This window comes from Mammaliicoccus sciuri (genome assembly GCF_002901825.1).
GTDB lineage: Bacteria > Bacillota > Bacilli > Staphylococcales > Staphylococcaceae > Mammaliicoccus > Mammaliicoccus sciuri.
Genome location: NZ_PPQD01000030.1, coordinates 160,924 through 186,991 on the forward strand (window position 1 = coordinate 160,924; position 26,068 = coordinate 186,991).

At 30.4% G+C, this 26,068-nt stretch carries 25 protein-coding genes, 2 pseudogenes and 1 riboswitch; of the genes and pseudogenes, 9 read left to right on the top strand and 18 right to left on the bottom strand.

What is annotated here, in order from left to right:
• Positions 1-84: 84 nt before the first annotated feature.
• The 10 genes from thiW to CD035_RS10665 all read right to left on the bottom strand — a co-directional run bounded on the left by thiW (position 85) and on the right by CD035_RS10665 (position 10,877).
• A complete protein-coding gene (thiW, locus tag CD035_RS10620; RefSeq protein ID WP_048542680.1) occupies positions 85-585 on the bottom strand; it encodes an energy coupling factor transporter S component ThiW in 501 nt (166 codons plus the stop codon).
• A 65-nt stretch (positions 586-650) separates the two neighbouring features.
• Positions 651-742: riboswitch (TPP riboswitch) on the bottom strand.
• A gap of 8 nt (positions 743-750) precedes the next feature.
• Complete coding sequence (locus tag CD035_RS10625; RefSeq protein ID WP_025905606.1) at positions 751-1,182, bottom strand: YlbF/YmcA family competence regulator; 432 nt, start codon at positions 1,180-1,182, stop codon at positions 751-753.
• Entirely contained in the window at positions 1,183-2,718 is a 1,536-nt protein-coding gene (gene miaB, locus CD035_RS10630; protein ID WP_048542678.1) for a tRNA (N6-isopentenyl adenosine(37)-C2)-methylthiotransferase MiaB, read from the bottom strand.
• Positions 2,719-2,835: 117 nt separating this feature from the next.
• Positions 2,836-3,345 (bottom strand): GNAT family N-acetyltransferase, encoded by a 510-nt coding sequence (locus CD035_RS10635; protein ID WP_048542675.1) that lies wholly within the window; start codon positions 3,343-3,345, stop codon positions 2,836-2,838.
• Between the two features lie 14 nt (positions 3,346-3,359).
• On the bottom strand, positions 3,360-5,204 hold the full coding sequence (locus CD035_RS10640; protein WP_048542673.1) for an ABC transporter ATP-binding protein: 1,845 nt from the start codon (positions 5,202-5,204) through the stop codon (positions 3,360-3,362).
• Positions 5,201-6,925, bottom strand: coding sequence for an ABC transporter ATP-binding protein (locus tag CD035_RS10645; protein ID WP_048542671.1), 1,725 nt, complete (start codon positions 6,923-6,925; stop codon positions 5,201-5,203). The genes CD035_RS10640 and CD035_RS10645 overlap by 4 nt, the downstream gene beginning before the upstream one ends.
• Positions 6,926-6,992: 67 nt before the next feature.
• Positions 6,993-7,283: a thiamine-binding protein gene (locus CD035_RS10650; RefSeq protein WP_025905601.1), complete on the bottom strand. Its 291-nt coding sequence runs from the start codon at positions 7,281-7,283 to the stop codon at positions 6,993-6,995.
• A gap of 72 nt (positions 7,284-7,355) precedes the next feature.
• Complete coding sequence (locus CD035_RS10655; RefSeq protein ID WP_025905600.1) at positions 7,356-8,222, bottom strand: 2-oxoacid:ferredoxin oxidoreductase subunit beta; 867 nt, start codon at positions 8,220-8,222, stop codon at positions 7,356-7,358.
• Positions 8,223-9,980, bottom strand: coding sequence for a 2-oxoacid:acceptor oxidoreductase subunit alpha (locus CD035_RS10660; RefSeq protein ID WP_048542669.1), 1,758 nt, complete (start codon positions 9,978-9,980; stop codon positions 8,223-8,225). It lies immediately after the preceding gene.
• A gap of 105 nt (positions 9,981-10,085) precedes the next feature.
• Positions 10,086-10,877 carry a TIGR00282 family metallophosphoesterase gene (locus CD035_RS10665; RefSeq protein ID WP_037587854.1) on the bottom strand — a complete coding sequence of 264 codons (792 nt, stop codon included), beginning with the start codon at positions 10,875-10,877 and terminating at the stop codon, positions 10,086-10,088.
• 159 nt (positions 10,878-11,036) lie between these two features.
• Here CD035_RS10665 and CD035_RS10670 point away from each other — a divergent pair, with 159 nt between their 5' ends.
• The gene (locus CD035_RS10670) at positions 11,037-11,255 is read left to right on the top strand and encodes a hypothetical protein (RefSeq protein ID WP_048542667.1); all 219 of its coding nucleotides are present in this window, start codon (positions 11,037-11,039) and stop codon (positions 11,253-11,255) included.
• Positions 11,256-11,433: 178 nt separating this feature from the next.
• Here the strand turns inward: CD035_RS10670 and CD035_RS10675 are convergent, their stop codons facing one another.
• Both CD035_RS10675 and CD035_RS10680 read right to left on the bottom strand, forming a co-directional pair.
• Positions 11,434-13,740 (bottom strand): CDP-glycerol glycerophosphotransferase family protein, encoded by a 2,307-nt coding sequence (locus CD035_RS10675; protein WP_048542665.1) that lies wholly within the window; start codon positions 13,738-13,740, stop codon positions 11,434-11,436.
• 208 nt (positions 13,741-13,948) lie between these two features.
• Positions 13,949-14,452, bottom strand: coding sequence for a Rossmann-fold NAD(P)-binding domain-containing protein (locus CD035_RS10680; RefSeq protein WP_048542661.1), 504 nt, complete (start codon positions 14,450-14,452; stop codon positions 13,949-13,951).
• A 168-nt stretch (positions 14,453-14,620) separates the two neighbouring features.
• Here CD035_RS10680 and CD035_RS10685 point away from each other — a divergent pair, with 168 nt between their 5' ends.
• From CD035_RS10685 to CD035_RS10695, 3 genes are read left to right on the top strand one after another with little or no spacing between them, the layout of a single operon-like run.
• On the top strand, positions 14,621-14,947 hold the full coding sequence (locus CD035_RS10685; RefSeq protein ID WP_048542660.1) for a hypothetical protein: 327 nt from the start codon (positions 14,621-14,623) through the stop codon (positions 14,945-14,947).
• Positions 14,934-15,344 (top strand): YolD-like family protein, encoded by a 411-nt coding sequence (locus CD035_RS10690; RefSeq protein WP_048542659.1) that lies wholly within the window; start codon positions 14,934-14,936, stop codon positions 15,342-15,344. Before CD035_RS10685 ends, CD035_RS10690 begins: the two co-directional genes overlap by 14 nt.
• A 56-nt stretch (positions 15,345-15,400) precedes the next feature.
• Positions 15,401-15,928 carry a GNAT family N-acetyltransferase gene (locus CD035_RS10695; RefSeq protein ID WP_075577904.1) on the top strand — a complete coding sequence of 176 codons (528 nt, stop codon included), beginning with the start codon at positions 15,401-15,403 and terminating at the stop codon, positions 15,926-15,928.
• 72 nt (positions 15,929-16,000) lie between these two features.
• Here CD035_RS10695 and CD035_RS10700 read toward each other — a convergent pair whose 3' ends face one another.
• The 3 genes and pseudogenes from CD035_RS10700 to CD035_RS10710 all read right to left on the bottom strand — a co-directional run bounded on the left by CD035_RS10700 (position 16,001) and on the right by CD035_RS10710 (position 18,442).
• Positions 16,001-16,735 carry a class I SAM-dependent methyltransferase gene (locus CD035_RS10700; RefSeq protein WP_048542657.1) on the bottom strand — a complete coding sequence of 245 codons (735 nt, stop codon included), beginning with the start codon at positions 16,733-16,735 and terminating at the stop codon, positions 16,001-16,003.
• Positions 16,736-16,758: 23 nt separating this feature from the next.
• Positions 16,759-17,488, bottom strand: a pseudogene (locus CD035_RS10705) (HAD family hydrolase).
• Positions 17,489-17,563: 75 nt separating this feature from the next.
• Entirely contained in the window at positions 17,564-18,442 is an 879-nt protein-coding gene (locus CD035_RS10710; RefSeq protein WP_048542655.1) for an AraC family transcriptional regulator, read from the bottom strand.
• Positions 18,443-18,548: 106 nt separating this feature from the next.
• Here CD035_RS10710 and CD035_RS10715 point away from each other — a divergent pair, with 106 nt between their 5' ends.
• Entirely contained in the window at positions 18,549-19,463 is a 915-nt protein-coding gene (locus CD035_RS10715; RefSeq protein WP_048542652.1) for a DMT family transporter, read from the top strand.
• 56 nt (positions 19,464-19,519) lie between these two features.
• On the opposite strand, the gene CD035_RS10720 is transcribed toward CD035_RS10715, so the two are convergent.
• Both CD035_RS10720 and CD035_RS10725 read right to left on the bottom strand, forming a co-directional pair.
• Positions 19,520-20,005: a GNAT family N-acetyltransferase gene (locus tag CD035_RS10720; RefSeq protein WP_048542650.1), complete on the bottom strand. Its 486-nt coding sequence runs from the start codon at positions 20,003-20,005 to the stop codon at positions 19,520-19,522.
• A gap of 90 nt (positions 20,006-20,095) precedes the next feature.
• Positions 20,096-20,510, bottom strand: a pseudogene (locus CD035_RS10725) (NmrA family NAD(P)-binding protein); the annotation flags it as partial.
• Between the two features lie 40 nt (positions 20,511-20,550).
• Between CD035_RS10725 and CD035_RS10730 the strand changes: the two are divergent.
• Genes CD035_RS10730 through CD035_RS10745 form a run of 4 tightly spaced genes read left to right on the top strand, consistent with a single transcriptional unit; the run spans position 20,551 to position 23,448 of the window.
• Entirely contained in the window at positions 20,551-20,847 is a 297-nt protein-coding gene (locus CD035_RS10730) for a hypothetical protein (protein WP_103354262.1), read from the top strand.
• A gap of 2 nt (positions 20,848-20,849) precedes the next feature.
• Positions 20,850-21,551, top strand: coding sequence for an SDR family NAD(P)-dependent oxidoreductase (locus CD035_RS10735; protein ID WP_048542647.1), 702 nt, complete (start codon positions 20,850-20,852; stop codon positions 21,549-21,551).
• A 45-nt stretch (positions 21,552-21,596) separates the two neighbouring features.
• Positions 21,597-22,598, top strand: a complete 1,002-nt coding sequence (locus CD035_RS10740; RefSeq protein ID WP_048542645.1) for an amidohydrolase family protein — start codon at positions 21,597-21,599, stop codon at positions 22,596-22,598.
• 16 nt (positions 22,599-22,614) lie between these two features.
• Entirely contained in the window at positions 22,615-23,448 is an 834-nt protein-coding gene (locus CD035_RS10745) for an alpha/beta fold hydrolase (RefSeq protein ID WP_048542644.1), read from the top strand.
• An 83-nt stretch (positions 23,449-23,531) separates the two neighbouring features.
• Here the strand turns inward: CD035_RS10745 and CD035_RS10750 are convergent, their stop codons facing one another.
• The gene (locus CD035_RS10750; protein WP_048542641.1) at positions 23,532-25,841 is read right to left on the bottom strand and encodes a CDP-glycerol glycerophosphotransferase family protein; all 2,310 of its coding nucleotides are present in this window, start codon (positions 25,839-25,841) and stop codon (positions 23,532-23,534) included.
• Between the last annotated feature and the right edge of the window lie 227 nt (positions 25,842-26,068).

Consider the following 26,068-nt stretch of genomic DNA (forward strand, 5'->3'; position numbering starts at 1 on the left):
CTATTAAACGAGTATGTTTATTTATTAAAAAAAGAGCGTGATATAGCAATATTTGCTTCACGCCCTTTAATTCATGATATAACTTTAAGTATCATTTTTTAATTTCTTTAATATGCCTCTTTTTTCAAAAGCTTTTAATAATATATAACTCGCGATAGCGCCTATTAGACTACTAAAGAAAAATGATAAAAATAACGGCCAAAATGCAATTTTCCCTAATCCTAGTAACCAACCTAACGGAATACAAACGAAGCTACCTATCATACCAGTGCCTAGGACTTCTCCTAAAGATGCAATTGATAATTGTTTACGATATTTATAGAGTAAACTTGCTAATAATACGCCTATCATACTGCCTGGAAAAGCAAAAATCGTGCCTAAACCTAATAAGTTTCTAATAAACGAAGATAACAAAGCTTGTGCTAAGCCATACCATGGTCCAAGAAATACAGCTGATATGACATTAATGAAATGTTGCATTGGTAATGCTTTTATTGGGCCTATAGGTATTGTAATAAAAGTACTAAACACAACATTTATCGTTGTTAATATTGCAGTTAAAGTCATTAATTTTGTCTTCTTCATTATATTTCCTCCAAATAAAAAATCATTAGTCTACGTATTGGCAGACTAATGATTAAAAGCATATATAATCTTTAGTTGCACAATCTCTACGCCAGTATTACCTGGATCAAATCTACACGTATCTTCTCAGCCTTTTTAGGCACCGTGTGTGCAATATATTATATCTTAATTTGAACAGCTACTTGTATTTGGTGCATTTCTAACTGCTGCACCTGTTTCACCAGTAAGTTGATTACCACCTGTTGATTCAATAATTTCATTTGTAACTGTATGGCTAATTGAATGAGATACCATTTGTAAAAGTTCATTAACTTCAACTTGCGCTTCTTTAAATTCACTTACAATTGGCATTTCATCTAATTCTTTTTCAATGTTTTTTATTTTTTCTTCAACCATAGCTAAAGCTTTATCTTTACCATAGTTTTGGAAATTAACTGCTTGTTTTTGTAAAGATTTCAAGCTTGCCATTTTTTCTCTGACTGTTTGATTCTCATGAATTTGCGCTTCTGCACGTTTAAAGAAATCTACTTCTTCTGTTTCTGACATCATTTTTCCGAGTTTACGCGCTTGTTCCAAAATATCATCTTTTGTATACATTTAATGTACCACCTTTTCTTTAGATACAACATCTATAAATTCACCATTTAATGAATATTGTTTTGCTTCAGTAATTTTTACTTTTACGATTTTGCCGATTACATCTTTTGGTGCTTTAAAATTAACTAATTTATTCTTTTCAGTATAGCCTGCTAGTACTGCTTCATCTCTCTTACTTGAACCTTCGCATAAAACAAATACTTCTTGTCCTTCATATGGTTTCAATGATTCTGCAGCATATTCGCCAACTACTTTATTTAATCTTTGAAGTCTTGCTTTTTTCTCTTTATCAGGCACATTATCTTTCATCTTAGCTGCTGGCGTACCTTCTCTCGGAGAATATACATACGTGTAAGCATGTTCGAAACCAACTTCATGATACAACTTTATTGTTTCTAAAAATTGTTCTTCTGTTTCATTAGGATAGCCAACAATGATATCCGTTGTCAATGCTACACCTGGAATTGCTGCTTTTATTTTTTGAACTAATTCTAAATAGCTTTCACGTGTATATTTTCTACCCATAATTTTTAACACTTGGTTATTACCAGACTGTACTGGTAAATGTATATGAGGTACGATATTACCACCATTAGCAATCACTTCAATTAAACGATCATTAAAGTCCCAAGGGTGACTTGTCGTAAAACGTACGCGCGGTATATCGATTTTAGTGATGTCATTTAACAAATCGCCTAAACCATAATTTAAACCGTCAATATCTTTACCGTATGCATTTACATTTTGACCTAATAAACATATTTCTTGGTAGCCTTGTCTTGCTAAATCTCTTACTTCAGCAATAATTTCTTCAGGCATACGACTTCTCTCTTTACCACGTGTGAACGGTACAATACAATACGTACAGAATTTGTCACAACCGTACATAATATTTACCCACGCTTTAATTCTACCATTTCTTACTTTAGGTAGATTTTCGATGACGTCGCCTTCTTTTGACCATACTTCAACAACCATCGCTTTAGACATATATGCTTCTTCTAAAATTTCAGGCAATCTATGGATGTTATGCGTACCGAAAATCATATCAACATTCTGGTATGATTTAAGAATCTTATTAACGACAGATTCCTCTTGTGACATACATCCACATACACCAATTAAACAATCTGGTCGCGCTTGTTTAAGATGCTTTAAATTCCCAATTTCACTAAACACTTTATTTTCAGCATTCTCTCTTATTGCACATGTATTAAGTAATATCACATCTGCATCTTCTACTGAGTTAGTCGGTCCAAAACCTAACGCCTGTAAGATACCAGCCATTACTTCTGTATCATGTTCATTCATTTGGCAACCATATGTTCTAATATAGAATTTACGACCTTTCCCCATACCTCTATGTCGTTCGTCTATTTTAAAATCATCATGATATTCAATTTGTGATTTCCCTCTTTGTTTAGCGTCCTTTAAATTTGGAGGTTGATAAACATGTTCGAAGTACTTGCTATAATCCTTCTCTAAATTAGGTTCTGTCTTCGCTGTAGCCCCATGTTTTCTTTGCTCTTCATTCAATTTCAAAACCCTTTCTGCCCATATATTTATACCTATATATTATATTAGAGTTCAACATAAAGTGCAAAAATGTTCCGACATTTTTGCACTTTCATTTCATGTAGTCATTATTTAATTTTAAAGATGATTAATCCAAAATCTTCTCGTATTTTCTTGTTCATCTGATTTATAGGGTTCATCTTCTACACCATTATTATTTATAATGACTTTCGCACTTGCATCATTCGATTCATCACAAGTTACAAGAACAGAATTTACACCCTCATTATTCAAATTCTTAACTGCATAATTTAACAACTTTGTCGCGTAACCTTTACCACGTTCGCTTTTTCTAACACCGTAACCAACATGACCACCCTTTTTATTTAAATAGTCATTTAAGGCATACCTAATATTTACAGCGCCAACAATTTTGTCATCGTCAATGAGTACATATGTTTTTGCTTTTACAAAGTTTGCGTCAACTGGGTCTTTTGCTTCTTCTAACATGATCAACATCTTGTCAAATCCACCATGTTGACGGACATCAGTCGCCCATGGAACAACCGGTTCTTCGTTTTCATACCATTCATTTATATATTCTGTGAATAACGATTCAATATCTTTATCTAATTCTCTAAATTCCATAAACGTATCCCCTTTTAGTTTAATTCTTTTATTTGTTCATCATCATTTGTATTTAACATGTGATAATAAATACCTTGTTGTTCAATTAATGCATCTTGTGAGCCAGATTCAATCAATTCACCGTGGGATAATACAAAGACTAAGTCTGCTTTTTTAACTGTATTTAAACGGTGCGCAATAATAACACTCGTTCTACCTTGCATTAATGTATCCAACGCTTCTTGAATTTTAATTTCGGTTACTGTGTCGATACTACTTGTTGCTTCATCCAATAAAAGTATTTTAGGATCTTGAAGTAAACATCTTGCGATAGAAATAAGTTGTTTTTCACCTTGAGATAATGAACCAGATTCACCTTTCAACACTGTATCATAACCATTTTCTAAAGCTTCTATAAAGTCATGTGCATTTGCTTTTTTAGCAGCTTCTACAACTTCTTCATATGTAGCATTTGGCGTTCCATACATTATATTGTCTTTAATCGTTCCATCAAATAAATAGGAGTCTTGTAACACAACACCAATAGAACTTCTTAAAGATTCACGTGTTATTTTGTTAATTGGTATGCCATCTATTAGAATACGTCCTTTATTCACTTCATAATAATGTAGAATAAGTTGCACGATTGTCGTTTTACCTGCACCAGTGGCACCAACTAATGCAACAGATTCACCGTTATGAATTTTAAAGGATAAATCTTTTATAGTCGGTATTTTTTGGTTAGGATCATATTTGAATTCAACATGTTCAAATTCAATTTCACCGTTAATATTTTGATAATCTTGCGCCTCTTTATCATCTTTTTCACCCGGCTCATCCATAATATCAAAGACACGTTCAGCACCTGCAATTGCAGATAATACTGTATTAAATTGGTTTGCTAAATCAGATAACGGTCTTGTAAATTGTCTCGCATATTCTGCGAAAATCACAATCACCCCTACTGTAACACCAGCAGTTTGATTAAGTGCTAATATACCACCAATGCCTGCTACAATTGCAAAGCTTAAATTATTTAAATAGTTCATTACTTTTGGTATTAAACCACCAAATGTGATAGACCAAAAACTATATTCTCTCACGTCTTTAGCTTTTTCATTGAATGTATCTATAACATGTTTTTCTTGAGAAAAAGCTTTAACAACTGTTTGTCCATTTACAATTTCCTCGATATATCCATTCATAATACCAAACTGCTTTTGGCGTAAAGCATATAACACACTTGTTCGTGCTGTAATCCATCTTAAACTTATAAACATGATTGGAATAATAATTATCGTCAATAGTGTGAGTAAAGGACTCAAATAAAGCATGATTGAAAGTGTACCAATGAGTGTAACGACACTAGAAGTAAACTGTATAAATGATGAATTTAATACTTGAGATACATTTTCAATATCATTTTGCATTCGACTCATCAGTTCACCATGTTGCTTTTTATCATAATAAGCGACAGGCAAAGTTTGAAAATGTTCAAAAAGTTGATTTCTTAATAAATATACCGTGCGCTGGGCAATACTGACCATCATAAATGATCCTATATATGATGTAACTGAAAGCATTATATATACAATAGCAAGCAGTAAAATATATTGAGGTAGTCCATTTAATTCTTTCGGTATAATTTTCGTATCAATGATATGCCCGATTAAAAACGGTCCAACTAAACTTAATATGGATGAACATATAATCATTAGAATCACGACAATTAATTGAATTCGTTTTTCGTCTATTAATTTCCATATATTTAATAATGTACCTTTCGTATCTCTTGCTCTTTTTTTCTTTTTAGTTGGATGTTGAGTACGTTTTTTATCTTCAAATACTGATTTATGACCATAAGGGTTTCTTAGACTCATGATGAACTCACCGCGCTTTCTTGACTACTTGCAATTTCTTTATACAATGGTGATGTTTCTAATAGTGTTTCATGTGTCCCAATCGCTTCAATTCGTCCATCGACTAGTAACATAATTCGATCTGCTGTTTGAGCAGTTGAAATTTTTTGTGTCACAATTAATTTAGTCGTTTCTTCATCTTCTAATGCATCCCATAAAGCAGATTCTGTCTTAATATCTAATGCTGATGTTGAATCATCTAAAATTAATAAACCTGGTTTCCTAACAAGTGCTCTAGCAATAGACAATCTTTGCTTTTGACCGCCTGATAACGTCACACCTTGTTGGCCAATCATCGTATCATATTGATGATCAAAACGTTCGATAGATTGATGTATTTGGGCTTTTTCTGAAGATAATTCTAACATTTCACTTTCAGCTGATGGATCTCCAAATTGTAAATTCTCATAAATTGTTCCTGAAAATAACAATGCTTTTTGAGGTACGTATCCAATTGCATCTCTTAAAGATTCAATTTCCCAATCGTTTACGTTTTTATTGTTAAGCAATATTTCTCCTGATGTCGCTTTATACATTTTAGGTATCAAACTGAGTAATGTAGATTTACCAGAACCAGTTGACCCCATAATGGCAAAAGTTTCTCTCGGTTTCACTTCAAATGATATATGTTCTAAAACAGGCTTATGACTATTTGGATACGTGAAAGAAACATCTTTAAATTGAATAGGATATGCATAATTGAGCTTATGTTCAATTTCATTATTAAACACTTTTTCATCTGATGGCGTAATTAATACTTCTTCAATTCGTTCACTTGATGCTTTCATTCTACTGAGTGTCATGATTAAGAAAGCAAGCATCCCAAATCCACCTTGCATTCTCATACCATAATTTAATATCGCAACTAATTTACCAACTTCTAAAGTAGAATGATCAACCATATCTGAACCAAACCATACAACAGCTAATATACTGCCATTTATAATCAATAATAATGAAGGATTGATAAATTCCATGAGGCGTAATGCGTATGTATAATTGCTTCTAATATCTTTGATTTTTTCATTAAATTGATTGATTTCTTGTTTGCTCGTTTGGCTCGCTTTGATTAATCTAACCGCTTCTAAATTCTGTTGGAAAAATCTATTCATTTCATCAAATTTTCTTTGAATTTTTGTGAATAGTTTAGATCCTTTTCGAGCAATTACAAATATAATAATAAAAATAATCGGAGAACCTATTACTAAATAAATCGCTAATTTCGGTTCGACTGCAAAACTTAAAATAATGCTCCCAATAATCATTAAAGGTGCTCGTAACATGATTCTAATTGACATATATACTGCTTGATCACAATTGGTTACATCACTTGTTAACCTCGTAATTAAACTTGAAGTCTTAAACCTCTCTAATGTTGCTAAAGAAAAAGACTGGATTTTCTTAAATTGTTCAGTTCTTAAATCATAAGCAAATGCTTGAGATATATGCCCCGCAACAAAACTATTCCATATTCCTGATAAAAGGGCTACTAATCCTGTTACTAGCATAATAACTAAGTACAAATATACGTGATTCAAATCATTCTTTAAAATTCCGTTATCAATGATTTCTGATATAAAAATGGGCTGAATAAGTTCAACCGCTAATTCTACTAACATTAATATTAAACCGAGTATAAACAACCATTTATACGGCCTAATAAATTTAAGTACTGTTTTCAATTTACATATCCCCTTTAATATATTTTTCTATAACATTCTCCTTTTCTTATATCTTATTATTTTGAAATTATGATTTATACTTATCCGTTAATGTATCCATTGTTATACCTTCAGGCACATGATAGAACTTAATCTGAGAAATAATGCTGTCACATTCAAGTTCAACCATACGTTCATTTATTTGTTCAATAAGAATAAGACATGCATTTAAATCTCCTTCTATCGTTGTTTCTAAAGGATGTACTTCATATTTAAGACCCGATTGATCGATGATACTAATTGCCTCATCAACTAGAGGAATAACACCTGTCTGTTGATGTTCTGGAATAATTTGAATACTCATTAATGTATTTGTCATTTCGAATCCCCCTTTTCTATGTATAAAAGCTCATAGATAAATCTATGAGCTTAAAGTGGTATTATTATATAATTATTTAAACTGAGAAACAAGTTCATCAAATTGATTTTGTTCAAGTTTAAGAGACTTTTTAACAAGTGGTTGTTCATCAAACTGTTCAATTTGTGATTCATATGATGGTGTATCTTTATCTTGATAAATAATTCCTGTAATCATTGATTCAGTATCTAATACAGTTTGCATTGCTTGAGATTTGTTTGTATTATCATAACCTTCAATATCTGCAAGTTTTGTTAAATTTTCTTTAAACCAGTCATACGTATTAATTTTATTATACGTTACACATGGTGAAAATACATTTACAAATGAAAATCCTTTATGATTAATCGCTTCTTCAATAATACTTGTTAATTCTTTAATATCACTAGAGAAACTTTGAGCAACAAATGTTGCACCAGATGATATCGCCAATTCTAAAGGTGCAATATTTTGTTCGATGTTACCTTTTGGAGTTGATTTCGTTACAAATCCTTTAGCAGAACTTGGTGATGTTTGTCCTTTTGTTAAACCATAAATTTGGTTATCCATAACGATATAAGTCATATCCATATTTCTTCTTAATGCATGAACAGTATGGCCCATACCAATCGCAAATCCATCACCGTCACCACCTGAAGCGATAACAGTTAAATCTTTATTAGCCATTTTAACACCTTGTGCTAATGGTAAAGAACGTCCATGTATAGAATGAACGCCATATGAATTTACATAACCGCTTAAACGTCCTGAACATCCAATCCCTGTAATAATGGCAACTTCTTCTGGCTCTAGTCCAACATTAGCTGCTGCTTTTTGAATTGCAGCTTGTACTGAGAAATCTCCACAACCTGGACACCAGTTTGGTTTAACATTATTTCTAAAATCTTTAAATGTTGCCAATTAAATCAACTCCTTCATATTACTTACGATTTCTAAAGCTTTATCTTCTATTTCATGTGGTAAGAACGGCGTACCGTCATATTTAGTTTGGTTAATAATTTTATTTTGATGATTAATATTCATCTTAATAATATTAGATAGTTGTCCTTGATAGTTATGCTCAGCTACAACAACTTTTTTAGCTTTATTAAATGCTTCTTGCACAACATCTGAAGGGAACGGATGAAGTTGTCTAATTTGAATGTGATTGACTTTCACATTTTGTTGATCCAATCTTGAAATAGCTTCTTCGATTGCACCAGCTGTTGAAATAAAGCCAACATATAATATATCCGCTTCTTCATATTTTTCATTAGATTCTACTGGATCATTGATCAATAATTGAGCTGTTTTACGCATACGTTTATCCATTTGTTTTTGTCTGTTTTCAGCACTTTCAGAAGGTTTTCCTTCTTCATCATGTTCAACACCTGTAACGTGATGGATTCCGCCTATTGTACCTGGTAAGATACGTGGTGATACACCTGAATCTGTTAAAGCATAACGTTTAAAGTACGCTTTATCTTCTTGTTTTTCTAAATCACCTTCAACCAATGCACCTCTACGAATTTCAACTTTGCTATAATCTAATGATTCTACAGTTTGTTTACCTAATGATAATTGTAAATCTGATAATAGAATAACTGGACATTGATATTCTTCAGCTAAGTTAAACGCTTCTACAGTTAAATAGAATGCATCACTTGCACTAGTTGGTGCCAATACGATTTTAGGAATGTCACCGTGTGTACCATAAATCATTTGCATTAAATCTGATTGTTCTTGTTTCGTTGGCAGACCAGTAGAAGGACCCCCACGTTGTGTATTTACAATAACAAGTGGTGTTTCAGTCATACCTGATAAACCTATTGATTCCATCATTAATGATAAACCTGGACCTGCTGAAGATGTGAATGAACGTACACCAGCATAGTTTGAACCTATAGCCATTGTACATGCTGCAATTTCATCTTCTGTTTGAATAACTGTTCCACCTAATGCTGGTAAACGATCAATCATATACTCCATAATTTCAGATGCTGGTGTGATTGGATATGCTGCCATAAATCTAACACCTGCTGCAACAGCACCTAAACCAATTGCATCATTTCCTATCATAAATAAATGACCTTCAGAGTCAGTTGGTTCTATGGTATGTTCACTTTGTAAATCGTCCATTTGTTCAGACATTAAGCGATATCCTTCATTTAAAGCTTGAATGTTTAAATCTACAACACTTTCACCTTTTTTACCGAATAGATCTTTTATTAATGATTCAAATACTTTCGTATCTAAATCCATTACGGCACAAGTTGCACCAACTGCGACCATATTTTTCATAAGTGCAGTGCCCAATTCTTTTGCTACACCTGTGAATGGTAAACTAACCAATTGTGCTTTACTATCTTCTGGATTTTGAGGTTTCGCTTTTTCATCTGCAATAATAATACTTCCTTCAAGCATTTCATGATAGTTAACTTCTATCGTCTCTTGATCAAATGCAATTAATATATCTAAATCGTCACTAATAGCTCTTACTGGTTTTGACGATACTCTAATTTTATTATTTGTATGACCGCCTTTAATTCTACTTGAAAAATGGCGATATCCGTATAAATAATATCCTTGACGGTTCATAGCAGTTGCAAAAATTTCACCTGTTGATTCAATTCCTTCGCCTTGCTGTCCGCCCACTTTCCATGAAATTTGTGATTTCATTTTATGGCCTCCCCATGTAATATCTCATGTTATATCATAACAAAAAAACCCTTTTAATCCTATGAAATTAAAGGGTTTTAATAAAAATCAGTCTAATGGACGATACTATTCAAATGGATGATCGTCATTAATTAATATACGTTGTATTTTTTTAGCTTTACCTGCACTATCAAGGTCAATAATAACACCTGACAATACTTTTCTACCTTCATCAGGTAAATTATGACGTTGCGGTAAACTTGTTATAAATCTTTCAATAACTTCATCTTTATTAATACCTAGTATGCCGTCATAATAACCCGTCATACCTACGTCAGTAATATATGCAGTACCTTCATTTAACACACGCTCATCAGATGTTTGAATATGAGTATGTGTACCAACCATTGCACTTACTCTACCATTCAAATACCATCCCATTGCGTTTTTCTCTGAAGTTGTTTCAGCATGAAAATCCACAAATATATACGGTGTTATTTTTGAAGCTTGTTCTATAAGTTCATCTGCTTTTTTGAATGGGCAGTCAATTGCTGGCATAAATGAACGACCTTGTAAGTTAATGATTGCGATATCTTTATCATTAACTCTAATAATTCTCATACCAAGACCTGGTGCTTCTTCTGGGAAATTCGCTGGACGAACCATTCTATTCGCTTGTCCAATAAAATCATATATTTCTCTTTGACCATAAGTGTGATTACCCATCGTTAAAAAGTCGGCACCCATTCTTAAAATATCTTTATAAATTTTCTCTGTTAAACCTTTACCATGTGCAGCATTTTCTGCATTCACAATCGTAAACGTTGGTTTGTAACTTGCTTTAATTTTTGGTAAATATGTTTCTAACTGCTCTCTTCCTAGTTTGCCTACAATATCACCTATAAATAAAATTCTCAATATTGACATCCTCTCTATTCACTCTATATTCTAATTCAAAATAAAAAATTTTAAAAGAGATGATTATTAATTTTTTATTAGGGTATACATAATACGAGCGTTATTCAAACACATTAGTTTAGTAACGTTACAAAATCTAATAGGAGTGTTTATTTAAACATGGGAATTGAAATCCAACCAGAAAAATTTGCAGAATTAGTGGTTAGAGCAAATCCATCCGTAGAAGAAAATGCAGAAGATATCGCGAAAGACAGTTTAGAACTATACGTTACAGCATTCAAACTCGCTGAAAAATATGGCAGTTGTGGTGTAAATTCACAAGAAACATCCAACATTTTAAAAGAAGCATTAGATTTAGAACTGAACTTAACACGTTAAATTTATTATAAAATACTAATATCAAAAACCATCGCTATAGATTGTAGCGATGGTTTTTGATTTGTAGAATACTTACTTAAAGATAAAATTTACGAGGCACCCAATCTTGTGTGTTAATGTCTTCATTAACTCACAAGTTCTAAGATAACTATATAAAAATCAACACTTTGTACAAATCTTACTTAAATATATAATTCACGATATTTTCAGTGGTACCTATTTTATCATCTTGTAATAGTTGGTCTGTTATATTTTGATAATCTGGTTGTTTATTTTCTAGTAATTGTCTGGCCAGTATGCGTTCATCATTACTCGCAATTTCTATCGTGACAAGTTCGAATATATCAAAATAAAAGCCTATTTGTTCTGAGTAAACTTCTGTATCTTCTTGCAATAAGAAAATGGGTTTATTTAAATGTGCATAATCAAATATCGTAGATGAATAATCTGTAATCATGGCATCTGAAATTAAATATAGTTCTTGAATGTCTACAAGTTCATTATAAAAACAATGAATTCGATCACTTAATTCACTATATGTTACTCTCAAATGTGATTCATTAGGATGTAGTTTAACAATAATTTCATATTCTTCAGGTAATTGTTCTAATAAGATGTTTAAATTGATTTTTGACATTAGTGCTCTTTTTTCTTTTCTCCATGTCGGACAGAACAAAATATATTTTTTATCATTACTTTTAGTAAAGAAATATTTCGTAAGCACACGTTCTTTCTCTGTTTCATCATGCTTCATTAAATATTCATTTCTCGGTGCACCGAGTTGAAGTATTTGTAAGTCTTGCTCTGGTTGAATATTAAATGATGACTCTAGTAACATTGTATTTACTGCTGAAGAAGTTAATAAGTAATCCCACTTCTTCATTCTTGGTTTAAACGCTGCTACTTGAGCATTCCTTTCAGTTTTGTCTTCTAAATCATTCAACATTCTTTTAAGCGGAAAGCCATGCCATGTTTGTACAAATATTTGATCTTTATGTTTAAACACCCTATCTAAAGTATTGCCGTTCACCACAATATATTTGCACGACCTAAATGTTTGATTATAAATATTACTACCAAACCTTACAGGAATTAAATTGTGATTTCTAATTTCCATATCTACTAATGCATTTCTAGAACTTACATACACTTCTTTTTCAGGAAAGTGTTCTTTAATATATAGTGCGATATATTTCGGATCTCCATTAAAATTGTTCCCATGAAACGACTCTATGAACACTTTATTTTCCGAAGGTGTAATGGCGTCGTATTGCTGTTTAAGCTTATCCATTTTCCTTTTTTCGTATTTCTTTTTTGCAAAATTAAAGACTCTCTCATTATTTAACACTGTTCTAATAACTGGTTTAGTCTTATATTGTTCATACAAATCTCTGCCATATTCTAGCTTTGATTTTTTGCGGACTTTTTGTGTAACTTTCGCCTTACTTCCTGATCCTATTTTTAAACCATCCATACATCCTTTAGATGCTTCAATAAAATCAGAAGCATAGTCTCTATCAATAAATGTTGCATTCAATAATGCTACATCTTCAGCTCTTTCTTCCTTTGTATATTTGTCATCAATAAACTCAATTAAACGATCACTATCTTCATGGATATCTTTCTCTAAAAATTGTACTGCATGATACGGTTCATATATACGTTTGAGTACGCCATCTTCTCCAGCATAAATAAACGTTTTATTACCTTCAGCTATAGATTCTAATATAGAATAGCCTAATGTTTCATATGGAGAAGATGATATATAAATATAGTTTTTAGGTTCTCGTTCATTCATATGAACATGTTCCTCTAGTTGATAATAATGAATTAAATTTTTATATAAAATTTCAGATGGTCCATACCCCTTGATATATAAATGTATATCATCATAGCCCTTAACATTGATGATACGATTCATCATTTTTATAACATATGAAATATCCTTTATATTATCTTCAAATCTTGCTTTAATTAATAAATTTCTTCGTGTCACACTAGGTTCTTCATTCGCGATAATATGTGACGCATCGACATATTGATTAAAGACATTTTCTTTTCCATAACGTTCGATGAAATCACGCTTAATATCAATAGAACTCACTCTATAAGCATCAATCGCATCAAAAGCTAAATCTTGATTATCATCAATATATGCTAATGGTCCATGAATCTCCCCTACGACCATTGCATTTGGATTGATTGATTTTATTTCTCTTGCTAAATAAAAGAAGGTTTCTCTCGTTAGTATAACGAGATCTGCATTTACAAAATCTTCACTTGTTCTAAATTCTTCGAAACTTAAATGCTTATCAAATAATTGTTCATTAATCATAGTATTAAATTTCGCTGTCTTATCAAAAGTTTTAAAATTATAATAAACAACTTCATGATTAGCTTTAATAAACGATTTAATTAAATTGATATTACTTCTTGATGTTCCACCTTTAGCAAAAAGATTGAACCCTAAAATTTTAATTTTCATTCAATCTCGCCCCTTTGTAATTGTTTTTATCTTATAATTAAATTTTCATTTATATTAACACTCCTTATATACTTATTCCACAATTTTTAATTATTTTACACAGAATTATTTATTAGAAATAATTAATTGTATTGAATCTAAAAATAGAAGATAATCTATTTTTAGATTATCTTCTATACTACAATATTAAATTCACCTCGTTTACTCATCAATCACTTATTAATATATCTTTTTTGAATTGTATAGCTTGAATTACACCCTTTGAAATTTCTTCATTATTAAGCCAACGTTTAGTTCCATCATCATTTATTCCATGACCCAATTTTACTGTGAATACATTAAAGCCTTTATTCTTAAGCTTATTAATAAACTCAGCATCATCAAATTTATTTGTACCGACGACGTGAACATAAATTGGTTCAGCATACTTATCCACACTTATATATTTCTCAATGAACTTGAGATGATTAAAATAGCCATTACTATGCACCCAATTCACCATAATATTAACATCTCGTATATTCTCATCAATCAGCGCATTATCATTTTCATAATCATATTGTTTAAAATGTATATTTTTCGAATGAAGTAAGTCCTCTGAGTATTTATTTTGATTTCTAGAAAGCAGCCAAATATCATCATCAAAATTCTCTTTAATCCATTTCGTTGCATCCATCAACATACCAGATCCACCAACAATCACAATTGTCACTTTATTCACCTACTTTATTTTAAGAATTTTTCTTAAGTATGCTTAATATAACACAAGCTTTCAATAGATTTTCATTTATCTAGTCAAATTTATCTCTCACATTTCACTTTACAAAAACGAACACTTGTTCGTATAATATAAGAAAAGATTCTACGGGAGGTGTTTGTGATGAATAAGTATATTAACTTAATGATTCATAAATTTGAAACTTACATTTACATGTTAGATAGCGTTGAACCAACTAATGATACGGCGATATTTTTAAATGGTGAAGCCATTTATAAAGAAATAAACAAAGTTGAACGCTACCTTCAATCATTTGATTATCGAACTGAGAAGTTCATTTTATTTACGGGATATTTAAAGATTTTACGCGTCATTTATCGTGATGTTTATACATCTTCAACACAACGAAATACGATGATCGTTTCTTTGAATAACGCGATTCATTGCTTAAATAAAATGAATAAGGAGCTTGTATATGAAAATCATTAATCCTGACTTACCAGAACCTTATAAATATGAGACAGATTATCGCAAAATTCCTAATCATTATCTACAACGTAATATTCCTAAAGGAAGAGGCATGATTAAATGGGCACCATTTGCAACAATGCCCGAGCAATATGAAATGATTAAACAGTTTATAGCCGATCAAACAAAAGTAGAGAAACCTATATTAGAAGAAACTGCATTAAATGATTTGAATAACGTATTAGCAGAGAAAATATTTTATAATCCACAAGCACTTATTAAATATTGGGAAGATGGTTATTTTAAAGAAATAGCATGTGAAATTCATGAATTTGATAGTGAACATAAAAAGTTAGAAGTCATTGTAGAGGATAAGAAAGTACGATTAAGCATGGATTGTATTGTTAGTATTGAATAGTCTAAAACCATTTTCTTCGCTTATGCTATGATGTGTAAATGGGGGTGGCATAATTTATGATAACGATTGAACGTATTACTAAAAATAATGAGCATGCACTTAAATTACCTAATGAAGCATTTGAACTGTTCGGTAAACTTGTCGTTACGAGAACTGCTGATGTATGGCAATATCATGAAGTATTAACGGATTCTGATACGATGATTTTTCCTGATGAAGATTATCAGCTTGATTCAATTGATCAGAAAGGTTTTGCAATAGGTGCGTTTGATGATAACAAATGTATTGGTTTAGGTATTTTTGAAAAGTATTGGAATAAATATTTGTATTTAAGTGATTTAAAAGTCTCTTCTTCTTACCGCGGTCAAAATGTTGCATCAACATTGTTAAATGCAGCGATAGAATTAGCAAAAGATGAAGGAATGAAAGGGATTTATACAATTGCTCAAGACAATAATTTAAATGCTAATCGCTTTTATTTAAAATATGGCTTTGAAATTGGAGGATTAAATACCAAATCATATCAATTCACACAACAAAAAGGTAAATTTGATATTTATTATTATTTGGATTTTGATGCATGACTAAAAAGCGGGACAGAAATCTTTTTAAATAAATTAGATTTCTATCCCACTCTTATTATTACTATATTACATTTAGTTTATCTTCTTCGCTTTAAATATGATCATCATAGGTCTTCTTAATTCATCTTTCATACCATCTATATTCATCATATGTTGAGGTGGTATTGGCTCAACAATATTTTCAATCATAAATTGATTATTTTTAAGCGCTGCAAAATATGAAGTTAATGTATGATGATATTTTTTTATTTCGCTACCTAAGAAATGTGTATTTCTTTCCCCTTCAACAAAATAATGATCAACAGGAAAATGCTCAATTTCTCCATCTTTATAAATCCAGTCTTGAGAACCATGTGCCGTAAATATAGGATGCTCTACTAAAAATATAAATTCGCCATTATGTGTTAATGCTTTTGATACTTTTTTAAACAGTGACCCAATATCTTCTATATAATGAATCACTAATGAACTTAATATTACGTCATAAGTATTAGGTTCCATAGAATACTCATCAATGAGATCAACCAAGTAGGTTATTTTAGAATCATGATTGACCGCTTCTGCCTTCTCTATCATTTTTTTAGAAGCATCGATGCCTACCACTTCTTTAGCGCCTTGCTGAACAGCATATTTACAATGCCAACCATAACCACAACCTAAATCCAATACTTTTTTATTTTTAAAGTCAGGTAAATTGCTTTGTAATGTTTCCCATTCTCCTGCACCTTCCAAGCCGTGCTGACTTCTCGCCATTTTAACATATTGATCAAAAAATGCTTGATCATCATATTGATTCTCCGGTTTCATCTTATCACCTCATACTCATAATATCAGAATGAAAGCAATAAATTTAATGTTTTAATAACGCCACTATCGTTATGATTGATCGCGATGAGGTTTGCCTCTTTTTTCAATTCTGGATATGCGTTATCCATTGCTACTTTATATTTAGCTGATTTGTATAAATCTATATCATTAAGTCCGTCTCCAAAAGCAATTGTTTCAGCAGGATCAATGTTTAATATGCTTTGTATTTTATGAATAGTCGTTCCTTTATTCACACCTAACTTCGTAATATCAATCCAGTAATCTTCAGATGCAATAATATACACTTCGTTATTAAAGTAATCAATTTGTTGTGCTGTTTGTTTACATTTACCTGAAGCGTCATGAACCGTGTACAAATTTTCTTTCTTCTTCAGAAACAGTATCTAGAACATATGCTACATCTTCCGTACATGCAATAATTGTTTGCTCTGGATCTATTTTTGTTAAAGCATCAATAATATTTAATCCTAGTTCATTTTGTATCGTTGCTGTGTAAAGAAATTCACCGTTATATTTTATACGTGTTGCACTATCTCCAATGATAAATGTATCTTTCGTTAAATCACCTACAATATTTTCAACTCTTTCACATTGTTTCCCCGTACAGAACACAAATCTAATATTGTGTGAATCTAAATTTTCTTTTAATATGCCAAACGCTTCTCTATCAAACTCGCTATTTTCATCTAAAAAAGTACCATCCATATCTGTGACGACTAATTTTATATCCATCTAATTATCCCTTTACTTTATAACAGTTTAATCATATTGTATCGTTATAATTATAGTTTTTTCAATAGGAAGCGTTTACTTTTTTATTTGTTTAAGAAATTGTTTTGGTGTTTGGCCATAACTTTCTTTAAACTTTTGTATAAAATAACTCGTTGTTGAAAAGCCACATGCGTATGAAATATCTGTAATCGACTTATCTGTATGTTTATTTAATAAACTCACACTTTTTTCTAATCTATAGTTTAAGATATATTGAAATGGCGTTTGATGAACATATTTACTAAACAGTCGAACAGTCTCAGATTTACTCATATGGATATTGTCACTTAAATCATTCAACGTTATTTTAGACTGATAATGAACTTGTATATAGTTAATCAATGTTTTGATACGTTGATCGAAATAGTAATGTGCATCTGTTTCAATTTGCGACATGATATTTATCAAATGTTTCAATGACTCATAATAGTAAATTGAAATATCTAATTTAAAATGTTGTTCTTTTTTAATAAATTTTTCACCTGCATCCTTAATGATATTAATTAGCATTTGATGTTTGGATAGATTTGGAGACAAGTAAATATAAGGTATTTTATTTGCTAATTCTAATACTTGCGTTAAATATTCCATCTCTATCTGTTTATACATATCAGCGAGATCAATATTCCAACAAAAATATTCTGTATCAGACACACTTTCATTTATTTCATGAACAACTTGAGAATTTATAAATAACCCGTGCCCTTTTGGAACATAAATCAATTCTTCACCTATTCCAACTTTAAGTTCACCATTAATGACATAAACATATTGCAAAGCACTGTGCCAATGAATGGGGATGTATCCATATAACGTTTTGTTTAGAACGGTATGTAAAATAATGTGATGCCAATTTTTATAAGGATATTGAATTAATTCTTCTCTTGTTTCTTCAACAATAATTTCAGTATACAATCAGCAATCACCTCAATATTTTGATATTATTACACAATATTTATGTATTATATCATGTTTTAAATCACTATAATCAATATATAATTATAAAATGAAGGTGAAACATATGGACAAGTATAATCGCATTAAAGGTATAAGTTTAGCAATAGTTGGTGCAAGCTTTTGGGGACTAGGTGGTACAGTTTCTGATTATTTATTTCAACATCAACATATTGATATGAATTGGTATGTAACAGCAAGACTGCTTATAAGTGGCGTATTACTATTATGCTTGTTTAAATTAACGCATAAACAACATAGCTTGTTTAGTATATTTAAAGATAAGGAAAGTATCATTCAGTTGTTACTATTTTCAATTTTTGGCATGTTTCTCGTTCAATACTCATACATGGCATCCATCAATTATGGTAATGCAGCAGTAGCAACACTTTTACAATATATAGCACCAGTCTATATCATCATTTGGTATGTGTTAAGAAAGAAAGACACTTTTAAAGCATTTGATTTAATAGCTATTATTCTAACAATCACCGGTTCTTTTTTATTATTAACAAATGGGAGTATTCACAACTTAATGGTTGCTAAAAGCAGTATTATTTGGGGCACTATATCTGGTTTATCATTAGCTTTTTATACGATTTATGTTGGTAATTTATTAAAAAAATATCCGTCAGTTCTCGTCGTTGGTTGGTCAATGCTCATATCTGGCATATTTATCAATTTTAAAGCGCCTATTTGGGATATTGATATTCAACTATTAAATGGCCAAACTTTTTTTTATCTCTTATTTGGCATTATTGCAGGTACAACAATCGCATTCTTTTTCTTTATTTCTAGTTTGAATTATTTAAGTGCTAAAGAAACCGCATTTTTCGGAACAATTGAACCTGTAATCGCAATATTAAGCAGTGCTATTTGGTTAAATGTCGCATTTTTACCATTTCAAATATTAGGGATATTGTTAATATTAGTATTAATACTCACAATATCATTAAAAAAGGGAAATACTTCTGAAGTTTAAAAATTAAAAAACCATACTGAAACAATATTTAATGTCTCAGTATGGTTGTATATCATTTATAAGAATATTTGATAAAAATCTAAATCTAACCACTTATCAAATTTATATCCTACTTTTTCAATTTTACCACTATATTTAAATCCTAATTTTTTATGTAAATCAATACTACCTTGATTATCACCATCAATTCCTGCAACAATCGTTTTATAGCCATTTTTCTTTGCTAAATCAATAATTTCTAATAATAATTTTGAAGCAATACCTTGTCTCCTGAAATCTGGATTTACATAAATAGAATGTTCAATTGTATATTGATATGCTGGCCAATCTCTGAAAGATCCGTATGTTGCAAAACCAGCAACTTGGCCATCCACTTCATACACAATAACAGGTTGGTTATTTTCCACTTTAGTATTAAACCATTTATGACGTTCTTCTAATGTTGTTTCATCATATGTGTATACAGCTGTTGTATTCTTAATTGCATCATTATAAATATATAAGATTTCTTTTAAATCTTCTTCTTTAGCTAATCTAATCAACTTTCCATCCTCCTCATTTATATTTAGTATACATAAGGAATACAATGACACAAATTTATGTGAATATAACTGACACGACTGTACAATTATTTAACAACATGAGTTCGTTAACATAATATTATTATTTGATTTTTTTGATATCCATTTATTCAAACGTAATCTATTTGGATTTATATGATCCATTTGTTCAAATTCTACAACGTATCCTTTTTCTTCTAGCCAACTTTTTTCAGCAGTTTGACTAGAAAATTGACCTTTTATTTCAGTTTTTATGCCAGTCACAGATGTAAATGTATCTACAACTTCATTTAAAGTTAATTCATCAGAAGCAATTTCAATAGATTGATGATTGTATTCATCTACATTTTTAAATATTTGAGCTGTTATTTTTGCGATATCATCAGAAGGAATCATCGCAAATTTTATATCAGGTGAAATAAATTCTGGAATATATATTATCCGCTTCTACTTTGGCAATGCGCAGAAAATTATCCATGAAAAATGAATGAATAAAATCCATTATCTATTTCTCATTAATCCATTTGGTGCTTCCATATTTAACGCTTAAAGAACATCAAGCATTACTGAAATGTGTTGAAAATAGCACAAGTAAAAAAGATTTCAAACAAACTGAATTCTATCAGTTGTTACATGATTATTATTCAAACCTATTTAATTATGAAGAAAACGAATACTTCATTACATTCAAAGTAGATATCCTATTAAATGCACTTACGACTAAAAATTATGAATTTTTAACAGAAAATAGGGAAATGTCTAATGAAGAACTTCGTAATGCACTTGTCCAATTATTTTATAACAATTATCAAGGAGACGATTAACAATGAGAAATGTACTTATTACAGGTGGAAACAAAGGGTTAGGATTTGAAACAGCGCGTGTATTGAAAGATCAAGGTTATAAAGTATATATAGGTTCTCGCGCTGAATCACGTGGTAAAAAAGCAGCAGAGGATATTGGTGTTGATTACGTTCAATTAGATGTAACAGACGATCAATCAGTTAAACCTGCTGCAGAAACAATTCTTAATCAAGAAGGACATTTAGATATTCTCATTAATAATGCAGGTATCTCTGGTGGTTTTACTAAAGTTAGAGATATTAAACCTGAAGATATGGAAAATGTTTATCAAACAAATGTATTTGGTATTGTACGTGTGACAAATCAGTTCATTCCATTATTAGAGAAATCTGAGCAACCTGTCATTGTGAATGTTAGCAGTGGTTTAGGTTCATTTGGAATGGTTACAAATGAAGAAACGATGGAATCCAAAGTTAACTCACTCGCTTATTGCTCCTCAAAATCTGCTGTCACAATGTTAACGGTACAATATGCAAAAGGATTACCACATATTCAAATAAATGCAGCAGACCCAGGTTCAACAAATACAGATTTAGTTGGAGATGCAAGTAACCAATCAAAACCTGTTTCTGAAGGCGCTAAAGCAATCATTGAACTTGCAACAATTGATCAAAACGGTCCTACAGGTACATTTATAGATTCTAATGGAACAATGCCTTGGTAAGATAAACAAATTATATTTCAATCAATTTTAAAAGGAGTTCTAACAATGAAAAGTATTAATTCCGAAGAACATTTTGTATTAAAAGAAGTTCAAGAACAAATGAGTCAAATTATTCAACCATCAGAAAACGGTGTGCCATTAAAAGCAATGTTAGAAGCACTTGAACACCAAACTGGCTTTACGAATGAAGATGAAATTAATCAACATGAACAACGCATTAAATTTATGGATGAACAAAATGTTCAAATGCAAGTGTTGTCTTATGGTAATGGTTCACCTTCCCTACTTTCTGGTGATAAAGCAATCGAATTATGTCGTTATACAAATGACACTTTAAAAAAATATATTGATCAATATCCTGATCGTTTTCTAGGATTTGCTACATTACCTATTAACGAGCCACAAGCAGCTACTGAAGAATTTAAAAGATGTGTGAATGAACTCAACTTTAAAGGTGCGCTCATCTTTGGTCGTCCAAATGGTAAGTTCTTAGATAGTCCTGAATTCCATACTATCTTTGAAACTGCAGAAGCTTTAGATGTACCTATTTATTTACATCCAGCACCAATAAGTGACGAAGCATATCAAGCTTATTATCAAAGTGATCAATATTCAGACGCTACTGCTGGATCATTTGCTTGTTTTGGTTATGGTTGGCATGTTGATGTCGGTGTCCATGCAATGCGTATTATTTTAAGTGGTATTATGGACAAATATCCAAACTTAAAAATGATTATCGGACACTGGGGAGAATTGACACCATTCTTCTATGAAAGAATGGATGAAACAATTTATGCACCAAACTTAAAACATAAACCAAGTCACTACTTCAAAAATAATTTCTTTATTACACCAAGTGGTATGTTAACTAAACCTCAATTTGAAATGGTTAAAAATGCTGTTGGTGTTGATCATATATTATATTCTGCAGATTATCCTTATATACAACCTGAAGAATTAGGTACATTCTTAGATGAATTAGATTTAACAACTGAAGAAAAAGAAAAGATTAGTTTTAAAAATGCACAAAAATTATTAAAACTTTAAAAATGGAGGAAATATAATGAATAAATTAAAATTACAAGGCGCAAATTTAAATTACTATAAAGTTGGAGAAGGACCTGTCTTAATACTTGTCCCAGGTGCTAATGGTACTGGCGATATATTCTTACCTTTAGCTGAACAATTAAAAGATTTATTTACAGTTGTAGCTGTTGATAGAAGAGATTATGGACAAAGTGAATTAACAGAGTCACTTCCAGAACGTGCACAAAATCCAGACGATGACTATCGTGTTAAACGAGACGCACAAGACGTCGCAGAACTTGCGAAACATTTAAGTGATGAGCCAGTATATATTTTAGGTTCAAGTTCAGGTTCAATCGTTACAATGCACGTATTAAAAGATTATCCAGAAGTTGTTAAACAAATTGCATTCCATGAACCACCAATCAATACTTTCCTTCCAGATAGTCAATATTGGAAAGAAAAAAATGATCAAATCGTAGAACAAATTGCATCTGAAGGATTACAAAAAGGCATGCAAACATTTGGAGAAACATTAAACATCTCAGCAATTGATGCTAAAGACATGTCTAAACCAGTTTCAGAAGACGACGAAGCACAAAAAGCACAATACGAACGTATGATTTTCTGGGCAAATTATGAAATCAGACAATATACACATTCTGATATTACATTAGAAGATTTATCAAAACATAAAGATATTATCACATTATTAAACGGTACAGATTCAGTAGGTTCATTCCCACAAGACGTAAACTTCTATATAGAAGAACAAACAGGTATAAAAATCGTCGACATACCTGGTGGACACTTAGGTTATGTTCAAAAACCAGAAGGATTTGCAGACACTTTAACAAAAATGTGGTTATAAAAATTAATATATAATATCACAAAACATCGCATGTCACTCATTAACGAATGGCATGCGATGTTTTTAATAACCAATGTTTAATTTTATAAAACTTTATCTTCAATCAACTTTTCAATAACTCTTTTAGTATTTTGATTATCTTTAAATTCGTTAATTTCTTCATACTTATGATTATGTTCTTCATTTAGAATATAATTTCCATCAATTGCTTTGTTTATAACGTCAATTAATTCCTCTTCATTGTATGCAATTGGTCCTGGTGCATTTGATTCATTTAGGGGTGGCGTTGCTTTATAATTTTTGATTAAGTAATCTTTTTCTTTCCAATAAAATATTGGATATGCACCTCTATAAATAGCATCATATATAATCGACGAATAATCAGTAATAAAAATAATAGAATTTTTTAATGCTTCTGTTGGATTAGTATCAATAATATGAGCGTACTTTTTAAAGTTTTCTTTAAAGTACTGAGCAAATTTATTATGAGGTACGATCAATAATCTATCGAGTAAACTTGCTTTTTCAAATGCATCGATTACTTCAATAATTGACTGATAGTATGAAGTTTTTTCTACCTCATTATTTACAACATACATTTCTTCCCAATATCTCCAAGTTGGCATAAATGCTATTTTGTTTGCATTTTTATTAAGATATGCATGATCTAATTTAGGCAATCCTGTTTTCATAAGATCCTCTTTATCATATCCCATTTTATAAAATTCTAAAGCTTCTAGTTCAGAACTAATAACACTCTTTACTAAATTATTATTTTGATTTTCTTTATAAAAACTCCTACCTTGTGGATTTTCTACAGGTTTGGCAAACATAATACCATGTTGTAAAAAGTACAATGGTGTCTTTTTTATTTTATTAGAAAGTAAATTATCAAAAGTTTTGGTTGCTATAACATGATTGCTAAGTTCACTTGAAATAAAATGATCAGCCATAAACACATAATAATAATGTTTGAATGAGAAACGTTTTAAAATATCATGTTTATATTTATTTCGTAAAATTTCATAACTACTAGATTTATTATCGATAACAAATTTATTCACTGAATTTAAATGATCTAATTTTTTAATAGCTTCAAATGTCACAAATCCTGATTCAGAAGCACTTGAGGCATCTTTTTCAAAATACAAATTTACATTTTTCTTTTTAAATTTCAAAACAGAATCAGCAATCATTTTCGATAAGCGAATTTTAAATTGATTGAATTGATTATAAATAGGTAATTTAGGTATTGCCGTAATAACTGCTTTATCAACTGCACTTATTCTCGAAATATATGATGTTTTTTTATGATTTTTTGTACATAATACTGTATTCTTTAAATCATCTGGTTTATCTACAATAAGCGAATGTATCATGATTTCGTTATAAGCAAAGTATAAATTATTATGAACTTCTTTTAATTCCTTTAGTTTATATTTGGAAACTTCAAATTCAAAATCCCCGTTATCTTCCCATTGAATTTTGGCTAAGATAAGTCCGTCACTTGTCACTACGTTATTAAAAAGAATATTAAAATGATACTTATAATCTATATGTCCTCTAAATTTAATTCCATGCCTTGTATTACTCGAATTAATATGTGAAACATTGAAAGTCGGTTGTTCAACAAGATCTTGTTCTATATTTATTAAATCTGGACTATTGTACGAAATAGTAAATAGTCTATTATTTAATTTAACAATAACAGGATTAAAATTTTGCAAAGCAGTTTTTGATTTTATTTTTAAATGTTTTTCTTTAATAAGTTCGCTTATCTTTATGACTTCATTTGATAAATTAGAAAGTTCAAAGGTGTTGTTAGATATCAAATTAAAACCTGAGCGCCCTTCCAAATCTATCATCTGAACATATGACGTTTTTATCGCAAATTCCTTTCTAGCAATCGTATATTCTAATAAACTCACAATGTGATGATATCTAATCTTTAAATAAATATAAGGTTCATTAGAACGAATTCTTTCTAATGAATCGATTTTTGAATACCCCTTAAAAAAAATTGATTCATTTAATTCATATTTATTATTATTCTCATCTAATACTTCATAAGCATATTTTGTCTTTTGAATTTTGAATTTGTCATAATATGATTCAATGCTAATATCTAAACTTTTTTCCGTGTTACCATTTAAATAAGGTGAAATATAAATCATGCCATTCTTAATATGAACATACAAAGCCTTTTGATCGATTTCTAATATCATTAAAATATTATCTTCAAAATTAGTCTTCTTAATGGCATGTTCACGCAAATCTAAATATTTTGAAGTGATATAGAAAAATTCCTTGCTATCAAACATTTTAATTTTTAAAAAATCATTTGTATTTTTTTCTATTAAACAAACTTCATTAAAAACCTTTTTTATATTCATTACATATCTTCCCCATTGTTTTGATTTGTACAAATTATAATTTCAACTTAATCATTATATTAACATACATACAATTTTAACTTTATGACTTAAGAATTAATACCTACTTCTAAAAGTTTACTTTTTAAATTTGTCACATTTTAGACACAACTAATATAAATTCATTTTTCAAACTCACCCTCTTGTATTAACAATAAATACATGTTTATTTATTCATCATTAAGTGA

Excerpts from the sequence above, each read along its gene's own strand:
- CD035_RS10660 (WP_048542669.1), bottom strand. The coding sequence starts at position 9,980 with ATGAAATCACAAATTTCATGGAAAGTGGGCGGACAGCAAGGCGAAGGA.
- CD035_RS10640 (WP_048542673.1), bottom strand. The coding sequence starts at position 5,204 with ATGAGTCTAAGAAACCCTTATGGTCATAAATCAGTATTTGAAGATAAA.
- CD035_RS10650 (WP_025905601.1), bottom strand. The coding sequence starts at position 7,283 with ATGACAAATACATTAATGAGTATTCAAATTATTCCAGAACATCAACAG.
- CD035_RS10625 (WP_025905606.1), bottom strand. The coding sequence starts at position 1,182 with ATGTATACAAAAGATGATATTTTGGAACAAGCGCGTAAACTCGGAAAA.
- CD035_RS10750 (WP_048542641.1), bottom strand. The coding sequence starts at position 25,841 with ATGAATATAAAAAAGGTTTTTAATGAAGTTTGTTTAATAGAAAAAAAT.
- CD035_RS10740 (WP_048542645.1), top strand. The coding sequence starts at position 21,597 with ATGAAAAGTATTAATTCCGAAGAACATTTTGTATTAAAAGAAGTTCAA.
- CD035_RS10675 (WP_048542665.1), bottom strand. The coding sequence starts at position 13,740 with ATGAAAATTAAAATTTTAGGGTTCAATCTTTTTGCTAAAGGTGGAACA.
- thiW (WP_048542680.1), bottom strand. The coding sequence starts at position 585 with ATGAAGAAGACAAAATTAATGACTTTAACTGCAATATTAACAACGATA.
- CD035_RS10700 (WP_048542657.1), bottom strand. The coding sequence starts at position 16,735 with ATGAAACCGGAGAATCAATATGATGATCAAGCATTTTTTGATCAATAT.
- CD035_RS10715 (WP_048542652.1), top strand. The coding sequence starts at position 18,549 with ATGGACAAGTATAATCGCATTAAAGGTATAAGTTTAGCAATAGTTGGT.
- CD035_RS10635 (WP_048542675.1), bottom strand. The coding sequence starts at position 3,345 with ATGGAATTTAGAGAATTAGATAAAGATATTGAATCGTTATTCACAGAA.
- CD035_RS10735 (WP_048542647.1), top strand. The coding sequence starts at position 20,850 with ATGAGAAATGTACTTATTACAGGTGGAAACAAAGGGTTAGGATTTGAA.
- CD035_RS10685 (WP_048542660.1), top strand. The coding sequence starts at position 14,621 with ATGAATAAGTATATTAACTTAATGATTCATAAATTTGAAACTTACATT.
- CD035_RS10690 (WP_048542659.1), top strand. The coding sequence starts at position 14,934 with ATGAAAATCATTAATCCTGACTTACCAGAACCTTATAAATATGAGACA.
- CD035_RS10745 (WP_048542644.1), top strand. The coding sequence starts at position 22,615 with ATGAATAAATTAAAATTACAAGGCGCAAATTTAAATTACTATAAAGTT.
- CD035_RS10695 (WP_075577904.1), top strand. The coding sequence starts at position 15,401 with ATGATAACGATTGAACGTATTACTAAAAATAATGAGCATGCACTTAAA.
- CD035_RS10670 (WP_048542667.1), top strand. The coding sequence starts at position 11,037 with ATGGGAATTGAAATCCAACCAGAAAAATTTGCAGAATTAGTGGTTAGA.